This window comes from Ideonella oryzae (genome assembly GCF_024055665.1).
GTDB lineage: Bacteria > Pseudomonadota > Gammaproteobacteria > Burkholderiales > Burkholderiaceae_C > Ideonella > Ideonella oryzae.
Genome location: NZ_JAMXMC010000011.1, coordinates 97511 through 109888 on the forward strand (window position 1 = coordinate 97511; position 12378 = coordinate 109888).

Sequence of the window (12378 nt, forward strand, 5' to 3'; positions counted from 1 at the left end):
GGGGACCTGCGCTTGCCTTATGCTTCGGGGCCCCGATTCTGGCGCAGCCGCCGCATGCTGACGTCCAGGCAGAAGAGAAGGACCGCAGCATGACATTCAAGATCTACGTGGACGGCCAGGAAGGCACCACCGGCTTGCGCATCCACGAGGTGCTGGCCAGCCGCAACGATGTGGAGGTGCTGCGCATCGACGCCGACAAGCGCAAGGACAGCGCCGAGCGCGCGCGCCTGCTCAATGCGGCGGACGTGGCCTTTCTGTGCCTGCCCGACGCCGCCTCGCGCGAGGCGGTGAGCCTGCTGAGCAACCCGGCCACCTGCGTGATCGACGCCAGCACCGCCCACCGCACCGTGCCGGGCTGGACCTTTGGCATGCCCGAGCTGGCCCCCGGCCAGCGCGACGCCATCCGCGCCAGCAAGCGCATTGCCAACCCCGGTTGCCACGCCAGCGCCTTCATCCTGCTGCTGCGCCCCCTGGTGGATGCGGGCCTGGTGCCGGCCGATGCCGCCATCTCGGCCACCTCGCTGACCGGTTACTCCGGCGGCGGCAAGAAGATGATCGAGCAGTACGAAGCCGGCGGCGACCCGGCCCTGCAAGCCCCCCGCCCCTATGCCCTGGGCCTAGCCCACAAGCACCTGCCCGAGATGAAGGCCCACACCGGCCTGGCCCAGCCGCCGGTGTTTCTGCCGGTGGTGGGCCCGTTCTACAAGGGCCTGGCCGTGAGTGTGCCCTTGCATCGTTCGCAGCTGAAAGGCGGCGCCACGGCCGCCGACCTGCAGCAGGCCCTGGCCGCGCGCTATGCCGGCGAGCGCTTCGTGCGGGTCATGCCCCTGGCCGATCCGGACACCCTGGCCAGTGGCTTCTTCGATGTGCAGGCCTGCAACGACACCAACCGGGTGGATCTGTTCGTCTTTGCCAACGACGAACAGGTGCTGCTGATGTCCCGCCTGGACAACCTGGGCAAGGGCGCCAGCGGCGCGGCCGTGCAGGCCATGAACGTGCACCTGGGGCTGGACGAGGGCGCGGGGCTCTGATCTGCGGGGTAGACGCCACACCTCTTCAGTTGATGGGATGTGCCGAGCATCCCCGGCGTTACATACTGCGAACATGATCGTGTTCAAAGCAGTACGGCCGTTGGCGGCCATCGTGGGGCTGGCGGCGGCCGGCGCATGGGCTCCAGCAGCCCTGGCCCAAAGCGAAGCCCCCCAGTCCCCGTCCACGCTGAGCCCCGCGCAGGCACCTGTCTGGTCCGTGGGCCTGTTCGGCGGCAAGCTGTACAAGGACAACCTGCTCGACCTGATCCCCCATGCCTTCAGTGGCGATCTGCGGGATCAGAACAGCTACATCTCCGGCCTGGTCGTCCGTCGTTCACTGGACAACCCGGGCTGGGTGAATGCCTGGGGCGAATGGGGTGGCATGCCGGTGTTCACCGGGCTGGAGTTCGGGGCCTTTCACCACAACGGGCTGCTGCACTCCGATGAACTGGTGGCAGGCTGGCGCCTTGGAGCCACCGGTGTGCAATGGCAGGGGTTGAAGATCGACGTGGCGGGCAGCTTCGGCTTGTCCCACGCTCTGAACAACCCGCCCTACGACAACCCGAACCACACCGACGAGAAGAACTACGCCACGTTGTTCTACATGGCCCCGGAGATCGCCCTGCGGCATGACGCCCTGCCCGGCTGGGCCCTGGCGCTGCGCATCCACCACCGCTCGGGCATCTATGGCCTGGTGGCCCCCAGCCACGTCGGCTCCAACCATGTGGGCCTGCTGCTGACGCGCGACTTCTGAGCGCCAACGGCCACCGCCGCCCTCAGCTGCTGACGACCGGGCTGCCCGCCGCAGTATCAGCCGGCAATTCGCCAGCCACCCGCGCCACCATCTCCTGGGCGAACTGCACAAAGGCCTGCGCACCCTTGGAGGCCGGGTCGAACACCACGCCCGGCAGCCCGTAGCTGGGCGCTTCGGCCAGGCGCACGTTGCGGGGGATGACGGTGTCGAACACCTTGTCGCCGAAGTGGGCCTTGAGCTGGTCGCTGACCTGGGTCTGCAGCGTGATGCGCGGGTCGAACATCACCCGCAACAGGCCGATGAGCTGAAGGTCCCGGTTCAGGTTGGCATGCACCTGCTTGATCGTGTTGACCAGATCGGTCAGGCCCTCGAGCGCGAAGTACTCGCACTGCATGGGCACGATCACGCCATGGGCGCTGCACAGCCCGTTCAGCGTCAGCATGCTGAGACTGGGCGGGCAATCGATCAGCACGAAGTCATAGTCTGCATCAACCGCTTTGAGGGCGGTGCGCAGGCGCTCGTTGCGGCGCTCCAGCGCCACCAGCTCCACTTCCGCGCCGGAGAGCTCCCGGTTGGCACCCAGCACGTCGTAGCCGCCCTTGTCCGAGCGCACCTTGGCTTCGGGGATGGAGGCGGTTTCCAGCAGCACGTCGTAGACGCTGTGGCCCAGCGTGCGCTTGTCCACGCCGGAGCCCATCGTTGCATTGCCCTGCGGGTCCAGGTCGACCAACAACACCCGCTGCCCTATGCCGGCCAAGCCTGCGGCCAGGTTCACACAGGTGGTCGTCTTGCCGACGCCACCTTTCTGGTTGGCAATGCAGAAGATCCGGGACATGGGCATGCGGTGGGCAGGAAAGCGGCCATTGTCGCCGAGGGCGGGCCGGCCGCCCTCCCCTCACGCAACAGAAAACGCGACGAAGGCTGTGGACAAGGCTGGGGACAAACCCCGGAACAAGCTGTGCCCACCCTGTGGGCGGGCTGTGCAGATCAAAGGCTCGTGGCAGGACGCATCCAGACCAGGCAGCGCTGTGCGTCCAGGCCCGGCACGGTGAGCGGCGACACGCCAGTGATCTGCACATCCGACGGCACAGCCGCGCGCTCATCCTCGGTCAGATGGGCCTTCATGGCCACCCACTGGCCCTGCGGCGCCAGGCGCTCACGGGTGAGCGCGATGAAATCTGCCAGGGAGGCGAAAGCGCGAGAGGTGATGAGATCGAAGGGCGGCGTGTCCATGGCCTCGACCCGCTGGTGCACCGCCTGGAGGTTGGGCAAGCCCAGCTCGGCCCCCACCTGGCGGATGAAGCTGGCCTTCTTGGCCACCGTGTCCACACAGGTCACTTGCCACTGCGAACGAACGATGGCCAGCACCACGCCCGGCAGACCGGCGCCGCTGCCCACGTCCAGGATGCGCCAAGCGGCGTGGCCGTTCTCCCCGCGGGCAGCATCGGCCCTGTCCAGCAGGGGCACGGCCGCCAGGCAGTCCAGCAGATGCTGGCGCAACATGTCCCGGGGCTCGCGCACGGCGGTCAGGTTGTAGACCTTGTTCCAGCGTGCGATCAGATCCAGGTAGTCGAGCAGCTGCTGCTCGGTCTCGGGGGACAGGAGCAGGCCCAGGGCGGACAGGCCCTGGGTCAGCTCAGCATGGAGCGGATGGGTCATGGGGTGGCGCAGCGCCCTCAGGCCTGCGCGGAACTGGATTCGTCGGTGACCTCGGCGGCAAAACCCGCGAGGCGCTTCTTTTTCAGGTGCACCAGCAGCAAGGAGATGGCCGCCGGGGTGATGCCGGAAATTCGCGCCGCCTGGCCCAGGGTCTCCGGGCGGTGGCGGTTGAGCTTCTGGCGCACCTCGTGGCTCAGGGCCGTCACCTGGCCATAGTCCAGGTCGGCCGGCAGCTTCAGGCGCTCATAGGCCTGGGCACGCCCCACCTCTTCCTGCTGCTTGTCGATGTAGCCGGCGTACTTGGTAGCGATCTCCACCTGCTCCACCACCGCAGAGGCCAGAGACTCGCCCAACTCGGTGTTCAGTGTTTCACGTGAAACACCAGCGTCCGGTCGGGTCAGTGCAGCGATCTCGGCCACCGTGTCGAAGCCCACGCCCGGGCGACGCAGCAGATCGCAGAGGCTGTACTCGCGCTCGATGGTCTTGCCCAGCAACCGCTCGGCTGCCTCGGCGGGGAAGATGCCCGGGTGGACCCAGGTCGACTTGAGGCGCTCTGTTTCACGTGAAACAGCATCGCGCTTGCGGGCGTAGGCGTCCCAGCGCGCATCGTCCACCAGGCCCAGCGAACGGCCCAGCTCGGTCAGGCGGGCGTCGGCATTGTCCTCACGCAGCTGCAGGCGGAACTCGGCCCGGCTGGTGAACATGCGGTAGGGCTCGCTCACGCCCTTGGTGATCAGGTCGTCCACCAGCACGCCAAGATAGGCCTGATCGCGCGCCAACACCACGGGTTCGCGCCCCAGCGCCTGCAGGGCGGCATTGGCCCCAGCGTACAGGCCCTGGGCGGCCGCTTCCTCGTAGCCGGTGGTGCCGTTGATCTGGCCAGCGAAAAACAGGCCCTGGATCTGCCGGGTCTCGAAGGTGGACTTGAGCTCGCGCGGATCGAAGTAGTCGTATTCGATGGCGTAGCCCGGCCGCAGGATGTGGGCGTTCTCCAGCCCTGGCATGGACTGCACCGCCGCCAGCTGGATGTCGAAGGGCAGGCTGGTGGAAATGCCGTTGGGGTAGAACTCGTTCGTGGTCAGGCCCTCGGGCTCCAGGAAGATCTGGTGCGAGTCCTTGTCCGCGAAGCGATTGATCTTGTCCTCAATGCTGGGGCAGTAACGCGGGCCCACACCCTCGATCTTGCCGGTGAACATCGGGCTGCGGTCGAAGCCGGAGCGGATGATGGCATGGGTGCGTTCGTTGGTGTGGGTGATCCAGCAGGGCAACTGGCGCGGGTGCATGCTCGCCTCGCCCAGGAAGCTGAACACCGGCACCTCGGGTCCCGTCGGGGCCGATTCGCCCCAACGGTCCACCAGCCCCACCCCGTCACCGGGCTGCTCGGTGAGCCTGGAAAAGTCGATGCTGCGCCCGTCGATGCGAGGTGGCGTGCCCGTCTTGAGCCGACCCTGGGGCAGCTTCAGCTCCTTCAAGCGGGCCGACAGACTGACCGCCGGCGGGTCTCCCGCCCGGCCACCGCTGTGGTTCTGCAGGCCCACATGGATACGGCCATCCAGGAAGGTGCCGGCCGTGAGCACCACGGCGCGGGCCCGGAAGCGGATGCCCACCTGGGTCACCGCCCCGACGACCCGGTCGCCCTCCACCATCAGGTCGTCCACGGCCTGCTGGAACAGCCAGAGGTTCGGCTGGTTCTCCAGGCGACGGCGGATGGCGGCCTTGTAGAGAATGCGATCGGCCTGGGCCCGGGTGGCACGCACCGCCGGCCCCTTGCTGGAGTTGAGGATGCGGAACTGGATGCCGCCCTCGTCGGTGGCCAGGGCCATGGCCCCGCCCAGCGCGTCCACCTCCTTGACCAGGTGGCCCTTGCCGATGCCGCCGATCGAGGGGTTGCAGCTCATCTGCCCCAGCGTCTCGATGTTGTGGGTGAGTAGCAAGGTGGCGCAGCCCATGCGGGCCGCGGCCAGGGCGGCCTCGGTGCCGGCATGGCCACCACCCACCACGATGACGTCGAATTCCTTGGGATACAGCACGAGCAGGCTCCTGCGAGGCGAACCCTCTATTTTAAGCCGCTCCCCCTTGGGCGTCACCGACCCAGCCAAGACCCTGCCCACGGCGAAGCCGCCGCCGCTGTTTCACGTGGAACAATCTCACCATGGACTGCCGCCCGCACTGCGCCGCCTGCTGCATCGCCCCGTCGATCTCCTCTCCCATTCCGGGCATGCCCCAGGGCAAGCCGGCCGGGGTGCGCTGCGTGCAGCTGGATGCGCAGGACCGCTGCCAGATCTTTGGCGATCCACGGCGGCCGGCGGTCTGCGGCTCGCTGCAGCCCTCGCCCGAAATGTGCGGTGACAGCCGTCAGCAGGCCATGACCTGGCTGGGCGGACTGGAAGCCGCCACGAATCCGACGCCGGTCAACGCCCCCACCTCGCCCGCGGGCTGAGCCCGTGCGTGCTCGCGGCGCTCCCACCAGCCTTCGAAGAAGTGGTGGGCCACCATATTGCACAGCGGCTCCACCACGGTCAGCACCCCGGCCGTGGCCACGCTGCCGGTGAAGGCATAGCCCAGGCCGAAGGCGATGCCGACGTGCATGGCGCCGAAGCTGAGGGTTTTGGCCATGGTGGACTCCGTGGGTGGGTGAAATCGTTGAGAACGGTTCTCATTGTCCTAAACCGATGCCCGCCGCGGCATCGAATCTCTGCATGGTGGCCATAGCCGCTCACCGTCCGGCCACCGATACACTGCCACCATGCCCGCGCCGTCCCCGTCTCCCCTGTCCCTGGCCGAACAGCTGTCCGCGCTCTATCCGGCCGTGGCCGCCCTGCCCGTCGCGCTGCGGGACAGCGTGCTGGCCGAGGACGCCGCGGTGATGACGGTGCCGGCCCAGGTGCCGCTGTTCCAGGAAGGCGCCCCCTGCCAGGGCTTTCCGCTGGTGCTCTCCGGCGAGGTGCGGGTGGCGCGGGGTGCGCAGAACGGTCGCTCGCTGGAGCTCTACCGCGTGGGCCCGGGCGAGCTGTGCGTGGCCTCCACCTCCTGCCTGTTCGGTCACAGCCTGATGGTGGCCCATGGCGCCACCACCGAGCCCACCGAGCTGGTGGTACTCAGCCCCCGCGGTTTCGACCGCTGGGTGATCGACGCAGGCTTCCGGCAATTCGTCTTCGGCATCTTCGCCGACCGCCTGGCCGACCTGATGGCCCTGGCCGAGGCCGTGGCCTTCCAGCGCCTGGACCAGCGCCTGGCCGGCACCTTGCTGGGCCACGGCGCGGTGGTGGCCAGCAGCCACCAGGCCCTGGCCGACGAGCTGGGCACCGTGCGCGAGATCGTCACCCGGCTGCTCAAGCGTTTCGAACGGGCCGGCTGGCTGCGCCTGGGACGCGAGCGCATCGAGGTGCTGGACGCCGCCGCCCTGCGCCAGCTGGCCTCCGGCGGCTGAGCGCGCCCCGGCCCCTGCGCAGTCGGCTGTGTGACCCCAGTCACAGACCGGGCCGGACCGCCGGGCGCACAGTACGTCCATGCGCTCCCTCAAGAGCGTGCCTATCCAAGACCAGGAGAGACTCATGCAAGCCAATGTCGGCGGTTTCGACCGCATCGCCCGCATCCTCGTCGGCCTCGTGCTGATCGCCCTCACCCTGACCGGCACCATCGGCGTCTGGGGCTGGATCGGCATCGTGCCGCTGGCCACCGGTGCCCTGCGCATCTGCCCGCTCTACACGGTGCTGGGCATCAAGACCTGCCCGATGAAGTGAGCTGAGCGGCGGCTTCAGCCGCCGACCGGTCGGTCCTCGACCAGGCGGCCGTCCTTCAGCACCAGCACCCGCTGGGCGCTGGCGATGGTCTCGGGCCGGTGGGCCACGATGATGCGCGTCAGCTGCAACTGCTGGACCGCGAGGTTCACCCGGCGCTCGCGGTCCACGTCCAGCGCGCTGGTCGCCTCGTCCAGCAGCAGGATGCGCGGGCGCTTGTACAGCGCCCGGGCCAGCAGGATGCGCTGCTTCTGCCCGCCCGACAGGCTGGTGCCCATGTCGCCCACCAGGGTGGCGTAGCCCATGGGCATGGCCAGGATCTCCTCGTGCACCGCAGCCTGCTGCGCGCAGGCCTCGATCCAGTCACGGTCCGGGTCGGGCGCGAAAAAGGCGATGTTGTCGGCGATGGAGCCGGCGAACAGCGGCTCGTCCTGCATCACCGTGCCGATCAGGTTGCGCCAGCGGGTGCGGCCCAGGCGGGCCAGCGGCAGGCCGTCGATGGAAATCTCGCCGGCCTGCGGGCCGTAGATGCCCAGCAGCAGCTTGAGCAGCGTCGTCTTGCCGCCGCCCGACGGCCCGGTGATGGCCACCGACTCGCCCGGCGCCACACTGAAGCTGATGTCCTGTAACACCTCGGCCTCCACATCCGCATAGCGGAAGTGCAGGCCCCGCACCGTCAGCCGGCCCGCCAGCACGGTGCCCGCGGGCAAGGGCGTGCCGGCATCCTCCTCGGGCGGCGTGCGCACGATGTCGGCCAGGCGCTCGCCCTGCAGGCGCAGCAGCTGCAGCTCGCCGGCCTTGTCGATCAATGCGCCAAAACGGGTGGCGAACTGCTCCTGGTAGGCCAGGAAGGCGAACAGCATGCCGGTGCTGATCTGCTGGTCCATCACCGCCAGCGCGCCCAACCAGACCACCGCCACCCGCTCCAGGCCGAAGATCAGCCGCTGCCCCACCGCCAGCACCAGCTCGTGGCGGCGGGCCACCAGGCTGGCGTTCATCGCATCCACCACCAGGTTCAGAAAGCGCGACTGGCGCCGCCCCTGGGCATTGAACAGCTTGATCGCGCCCACCCCGCGCAGCGACTCGAGAAAGTGGCTGCTCTTGCGCGCCTCGTGCACCAGGGCCTCCTCGGAGGCCTCCTTCATCGGCCGGTACAGGGCCCAGCGCAGCACCGCGTACAGCGCCACAGCAGCCACCGCCACGGCGGTCAGGGCCGGGCTGTAGGCCAGCATCAACACCAGGGTCAGCAGCACCATCAGACCGTCGATCACCGCTTCGGAGAACTGCATCGACAGCGCATCCTGGATTTGCTGCACCGCAGCAAATCGGGACCACACATCGCCGGTATGGCGGCGCTCGAACCACTCCAGCGGCAGCCGCAGCAGGTGGGCGAAGACCTGCCCCAGCCACTGCAGCTTGAGCGTGGAGGACAGGTGCAGCACCGCCCAGGAACGGGCCGCCGCCGCCACCGACTGCAGCAGCACCAGGCCGCCGAAGCCCACGCCCAGGGTCAGCAGCAGGTCGCGGTCGCCGGTGGGCAGGGCACTGTCCACCACCCACTGCAGAAAGAAGGGACTGCCCAGCACCAGCAGCTCCAGCGCCAGCGCCAGCAGCAGCACCTGGCCCAGGGCCCGCTTCCAGCCCAGCACCCGGCCCATCAGCTCACGCAGGCGCACCGGCTGGCGCTCGCGCCGGGGCACGAAGGCCGCGGTGGGCGTGAACTCCAGCGCCACCCCGCTGAAATGCGGCGACAGCTCGGCCAGGCTCAGTCGGCGCACGCCACGCACCGGGTCGTGCACGGTCGCCACGCCGCGCTTGAGCCCGGCCAGCACGACGAAGTGGTTCAGGTCCCAGTGCAGCACCGCCGGCAGGCTCAACTGGGCCAGCTGCTCGGGCTCGGCCCGCAGGGCGCGCGGCGCCAGACCCAGGGCCGCACCCATCTCGCAGACGTCGGCGGCCGTGGCCCCCTTCATGGAGATCTGGAAGCGGCTGCGCAGGGCCGGCAGGTCGGTGTCCAGCCCATGGGCGCCGGCCACCATGGCCAGGCAGGCCAGGCCGCATTCGGCCGCCTCGGTCTGCAACACCAGGGGCACGCGGCGGCGGCCCCATCCGGTGCGCAGGCCGCGCAAGGGCTCGGGGGCGGTGGCAGCGGTCGGCTCGGTCATGCGGTCTCTCTCACCAGCGCTGGCGCCAACCCAGCAGGGGCTCCAGCACCCATTCGATCAGCCGGCGGCGTTCCAGCTGGATGTCGGCATCCAGCTGCATGCCCGGCTGCAGGGGCTGAGCCTGGCCGCCCGCGCGCATGGTCTGGGCCGAGAGCGTCACGACGATGCGGTAGAGGGGCTGCGGCGCCCCCGCCGCAGGGGCCAGCGGCAACTTGGCCAGCTCGGTGGCCTGGGCCGGCGCCTGGGCCACCTGGCTCACCGTGCCATCCAGCCAGCCGTACTTCTGGTAAGGGAAGGCCTGCAGCCGCAGGCGCACCGGTTGCCCTGGCCGCACAAAACCCAGCGCGCTGGAGGGCGCGTACAGGTGGGCCTGCAGCGGCGCCGCGGCGGGCCACAGGCTGGCCATCGCGAACTCGTCGCTGACCGCCTGGCCCGCACCGGCGTAGATCGCGGTGACGGTGCCGGCCATCGGCGCGGTGACGGGCAGCACGCGATCCGCGGCCGCCGGGTCGGCGCGCGTCGCCGTCTCGCGGATCTCATCGCGCTGCCGGGCCAGGCCTTGCAGCTGCTGGGCGGTCTGCGCAGGCAGCTCGCGCGCCTGGGCCTGCAGGCCGGCCAGGTCACGGCTCAGCGAAGCACGCTGGCGCAACAGGGCAGCGCCGTCGGCGCGCAGCCCCATCACCTCTTCCTGCTTGGCCTGCACCTGGGCGGTAGAGACGAACTGCTGCCCCGCCAGCGATTCCAGCCGGGCCTGGGCCTGCTCGGCCAGGGCCAGACGCTGCTGGTGGAACTGGACCTGCTGCTCGAGCTGCTGCAGCTCGCGCTGCAAGGCCTCGATGCGCTGGGACAGCGACTGCTGCTCCGCCTCGGCCACCCGGCGGGTCTGCTGCTCGGTGTCGGCCAGGCTCTGCAGCCGGGCATCGAAGGTCTGCTGCAGCTGGCCTTGCGGCGTGCCGGCCAGGCGGGGGTCGCCCACGGCCAGGGTCATCAGCAGCTGCCCGGCCTGCACCCGCTGGCCCTCCTGCACCACCAGGCGCTGCACCCGTGCCACCTGGGGCGGAACGATGCGCACCAGGCCGCCTGCGGGTGTCAACACCCCGCTCACATGCACGCGCCGGCTGCCCTGTCCCCAGGCCAGGAACAGCCCCAGGGCCAGCACGCACACCACCACACCGGCGGTGACCCAGGCGAGGGGCAGCGGCTGAGACAGCTGCAGGCTCCCCAGCCACTCCCCCTGACGATGGCGCAGGGCCTCGGGTCGGAACAGGCTCATCCGGCCCTCGCGAGGCATCGGATGGTGGTCTGTGTGAACTGCATGGCGGGCCGATGATAGGGCGTTCGACAGGCCTCAAAAAGAGACGGCGGCCCGGTTTCCCGTGGCCGCCGTCGAGAGATCCCAACACGTCCTAAGTCTGGACTTGTCTTCCCTGATGGTGCGTGAACAGAGAATCGCCCTCCCCAGGCCGATTCACGATGACAGCGTCTTGTTTTCTTGTCTTCGGATTACCAGCCGCCCTTGGGCAGGGCATCCACGGCCTGGGTGCCGCCCACCACAGCGCGCAGCTCGGTGGTCGACAGCTGTTGCAGCGGTTGCACCGCGGCAGTCTTGGCACGCAGCGCGCCCAGGGTGTTGGAAACGATGGACTTCAGGACTTGCTTCATGGTGGCTTGACTCCGTTGATCGGTGCGCATCTAGCGCGTGAAGTCATTGAACCAAGTCCCCGCTTTTGGCGACACTGTCAACTCTTACAGGGCGTCACCCTCCGCAACACATCCCCTGCTCAGTGGATCAGGCCCAGGCGCAGCGCCTTGAGCACCGCCTGGTGCTTGTTGCTCGCCTCGAGCTTGTGCATCGCATTCTGCAGGTGCAGCACCGCCGTGCGCTCGCTGATGCCCAGGATCGTGCCCACCTCCCAGGCGGTCTTGCCCTCCATGGTCCAGCGCAAGGCCTCCAGTTCACGGGGGGTCAGCTTGGGCCGCTCCAGCGCCACCGCGTTGGGTGCCACAAAGAGGCGCAAGGCCGCTTCCTGCGCATGCACGGCAAACAGCTGGATGTCCGCCACGATCCGGGTCAGAGCCGCGGGCTCCCTGGGCAAGGCCTGGTCGCGGTCCACGCCGAAGGTGAAATGTCGCCCCTGCGGCAGGTGCATCGCCAGCGCAATCCCCGTGCGATAGCCAAAAGCCGCCTGCTCTTCCCAGAGCTCCTCCACCCCGTTGCGGACATAGGTGGCCTGGTCCCACAGGATGGGCACGGTGCCCCGCTTGCAGTGCTGCATGACGGGATCGCGTCGCCACAACTGGTGGTTGCCAAACACGTCCAGGAAATTCGCGGGCGTGTTGTCCACCGTGAAGAAATCGGAATGGGTCAGCGAATGGTCGATGACCGTCATCGCAGACACATAGGCAAAGCCCAGATCCTGCGCAAAGCGGATGACCTCCTCGCGGAAATCCGCTTCAGTCTGCGCCTGCATGACCGACAAAAAGCTGCCATGCAGCATGCCGGCGGTCACGGCGCTGCCTCCCGCACCGCGCAGGCCGGGATCCACCAGGCATCCCTGACAGGTCTTACATCTAGCTCACGCACGTCGTCCATTCCAGACTATCGCCATGCTCTCGCTACCGAATGCTCATGCACCCTCGCGCTCGCGCGGCGCCATGCCACCCCCCTGGTCCTTGTATTTGTGGCCGACGGTATTTTGGCAGGCAAACCGGCCACAAACTTGTCGCTTTGTGCACGTTGGCACGCGTGTGATGCGCGGAAGCCCCCGCGATCCCCTGTGCGGACAGACCCTGTGGTGCGAATCCTCCCCCCAACCCGAGGCCGGCCTGCTGTGGGACTGGGTGGAAATCAACGAAGGCGTGGTCGCCATGGCCGATCCGATGGGTGTGCTGACCAATCTGCGTCTGGTCAGCGACGAGGGCGCGGTGATGACCAGCAACGAGGCCTCCCTGCACCTGAACGGCCTGATCCACCAGCTGCCCTGGCAGGACGAGGTGTGGCGCTCGCTGCGCCAGGCCTGACGCCCCGG

The 12378-nt window shown here is 68.7% G+C and carries 14 protein-coding genes; 6 read left to right on the plus strand and 8 right to left on the minus strand.

What is annotated here, in order from left to right; genetic code table 11:
* Nucleotides 1–89: 89 nt before the first annotated feature.
* Complete coding sequence (gene argC, locus M0L44_RS18170; protein ID WP_252771331.1) at nucleotides 90–1031, plus strand: N-acetyl-gamma-glutamyl-phosphate reductase; 942 nt, start codon at nucleotides 90–92, stop codon at nucleotides 1029–1031.
* 73 nt (nucleotides 1032–1104) lie between these two features.
* Nucleotides 1105–1785, plus strand: a complete 681-nt coding sequence (locus M0L44_RS18175; RefSeq protein ID WP_252771332.1) for a hypothetical protein — start codon at nucleotides 1105–1107, stop codon at nucleotides 1783–1785.
* A gap of 22 nt (nucleotides 1786–1807) precedes the next feature.
* Here the strand turns inward: M0L44_RS18175 and M0L44_RS18180 are convergent, their stop codons facing one another.
* The 3 genes from M0L44_RS18180 to mnmG all read right to left on the minus strand — a co-directional run bounded on the left by M0L44_RS18180 (nucleotide 1808) and on the right by mnmG (nucleotide 5474).
* Nucleotides 1808–2620, minus strand: a complete 813-nt coding sequence (locus tag M0L44_RS18180; protein ID WP_252771441.1) for a ParA family protein — start codon at nucleotides 2618–2620, stop codon at nucleotides 1808–1810.
* A gap of 152 nt (nucleotides 2621–2772) precedes the next feature.
* Nucleotides 2773–3444: a 16S rRNA (guanine(527)-N(7))-methyltransferase RsmG gene (rsmG, locus tag M0L44_RS18185; protein ID WP_252771334.1), complete on the minus strand. Its 672-nt coding sequence runs from the start codon at nucleotides 3442–3444 to the stop codon at nucleotides 2773–2775.
* Nucleotides 3445–3461: 17 nt separating this feature from the next.
* Nucleotides 3462–5474, minus strand: coding sequence for a tRNA uridine-5-carboxymethylaminomethyl(34) synthesis enzyme MnmG (gene mnmG, locus M0L44_RS18190; protein ID WP_252771336.1), 2013 nt, complete (start codon nucleotides 5472–5474; stop codon nucleotides 3462–3464).
* A 122-nt stretch (nucleotides 5475–5596) separates the two neighbouring features.
* On the opposite strand from mnmG, the gene M0L44_RS18195 reads away from it, so the two are divergent.
* Nucleotides 5597–5884, plus strand: a complete 288-nt coding sequence (locus M0L44_RS18195) for a YkgJ family cysteine cluster protein (protein ID WP_252771337.1) — start codon at nucleotides 5597–5599, stop codon at nucleotides 5882–5884.
* On the opposite strand, the gene M0L44_RS18200 is transcribed toward M0L44_RS18195, so the two are convergent.
* Nucleotides 5800–6060: a DUF2061 domain-containing protein gene (locus M0L44_RS18200; RefSeq protein ID WP_252771339.1), complete on the minus strand. Its 261-nt coding sequence runs from the start codon at nucleotides 6058–6060 to the stop codon at nucleotides 5800–5802. The genes M0L44_RS18195 and M0L44_RS18200 overlap by 85 nt on opposite strands.
* A gap of 130 nt (nucleotides 6061–6190) precedes the next feature.
* On the opposite strand from M0L44_RS18200, the gene M0L44_RS18205 reads away from it, so the two are divergent.
* A complete protein-coding gene (locus M0L44_RS18205; RefSeq protein WP_252771341.1) occupies nucleotides 6191–6874 on the plus strand; it encodes a Crp/Fnr family transcriptional regulator in 684 nt (227 codons plus the stop codon).
* 124 nt (nucleotides 6875–6998) lie between these two features.
* Entirely contained in the window at nucleotides 6999–7187 is a 189-nt protein-coding gene (locus tag M0L44_RS18210; protein ID WP_252771343.1) for a YgaP family membrane protein, read from the plus strand.
* Between the two features lie 14 nt (nucleotides 7188–7201).
* Here M0L44_RS18210 and M0L44_RS18215 read toward each other — a convergent pair whose 3' ends face one another.
* The 4 genes from M0L44_RS18215 to M0L44_RS18230 form a co-directional block, all read right to left on the minus strand.
* Entirely contained in the window at nucleotides 7202–9349 is a 2148-nt protein-coding gene (locus M0L44_RS18215; protein ID WP_252771345.1) for a peptidase domain-containing ABC transporter, read from the minus strand.
* 10 nt (nucleotides 9350–9359) lie between these two features.
* Nucleotides 9360–10622, minus strand: a complete 1263-nt coding sequence (locus M0L44_RS18220) for a beta-barrel domain-containing protein (RefSeq protein ID WP_252771346.1) — start codon at nucleotides 10620–10622, stop codon at nucleotides 9360–9362.
* A 230-nt stretch (nucleotides 10623–10852) separates the two neighbouring features.
* Nucleotides 10853–11011 (minus strand): hypothetical protein, encoded by a 159-nt coding sequence (locus M0L44_RS18225; RefSeq protein ID WP_252771348.1) that lies wholly within the window; start codon nucleotides 11009–11011, stop codon nucleotides 10853–10855.
* Nucleotides 11012–11130: 119 nt separating this feature from the next.
* Nucleotides 11131–11895: an autoinducer binding domain-containing protein gene (locus M0L44_RS18230; protein ID WP_252771349.1), complete on the minus strand. Its 765-nt coding sequence runs from the start codon at nucleotides 11893–11895 to the stop codon at nucleotides 11131–11133.
* A gap of 205 nt (nucleotides 11896–12100) precedes the next feature.
* On the opposite strand from M0L44_RS18230, the gene M0L44_RS18235 reads away from it, so the two are divergent.
* On the plus strand, nucleotides 12101–12370 hold the full coding sequence (locus tag M0L44_RS18235) for a DUF4902 domain-containing protein (RefSeq protein WP_252771351.1): 270 nt from the start codon (nucleotides 12101–12103) through the stop codon (nucleotides 12368–12370).
* Nucleotides 12371–12378 lie beyond the last annotated feature (8 nt).

Excerpts from the sequence above, each read along its gene's own strand:
- argC (WP_252771331.1), top strand. The coding sequence starts at position 90 with ATGACATTCAAGATCTACGTGGACGGCCAGGAAGGCACCACCGGCTTG.
- M0L44_RS18175 (WP_252771332.1), top strand. The coding sequence starts at position 1,105 with ATGATCGTGTTCAAAGCAGTACGGCCGTTGGCGGCCATCGTGGGGCTG.
- M0L44_RS18180 (WP_252771441.1), bottom strand. The coding sequence starts at position 2,620 with ATGTCCCGGATCTTCTGCATTGCCAACCAGAAAGGTGGCGTCGGCAAG.
- rsmG (WP_252771334.1), bottom strand. The coding sequence starts at position 3,444 with ATGACCCATCCGCTCCATGCTGAGCTGACCCAGGGCCTGTCCGCCCTG.
- M0L44_RS18195 (WP_252771337.1), top strand. The coding sequence starts at position 5,597 with ATGGACTGCCGCCCGCACTGCGCCGCCTGCTGCATCGCCCCGTCGATC.
- M0L44_RS18200 (WP_252771339.1), bottom strand. The coding sequence starts at position 6,060 with ATGGCCAAAACCCTCAGCTTCGGCGCCATGCACGTCGGCATCGCCTTC.
- M0L44_RS18205 (WP_252771341.1), top strand. The coding sequence starts at position 6,191 with ATGCCCGCGCCGTCCCCGTCTCCCCTGTCCCTGGCCGAACAGCTGTCC.
- M0L44_RS18210 (WP_252771343.1), top strand. The coding sequence starts at position 6,999 with ATGCAAGCCAATGTCGGCGGTTTCGACCGCATCGCCCGCATCCTCGTC.
- M0L44_RS18215 (WP_252771345.1), bottom strand. The coding sequence starts at position 9,349 with ATGACCGAGCCGACCGCTGCCACCGCCCCCGAGCCCTTGCGCGGCCTG.
- M0L44_RS18220 (WP_252771346.1), bottom strand. The coding sequence starts at position 10,622 with ATGAGCCTGTTCCGACCCGAGGCCCTGCGCCATCGTCAGGGGGAGTGG.
- M0L44_RS18225 (WP_252771348.1), bottom strand. The coding sequence starts at position 11,011 with ATGAAGCAAGTCCTGAAGTCCATCGTTTCCAACACCCTGGGCGCGCTG.
- M0L44_RS18235 (WP_252771351.1), top strand. The coding sequence starts at position 12,101 with ATGCGCGGAAGCCCCCGCGATCCCCTGTGCGGACAGACCCTGTGGTGC.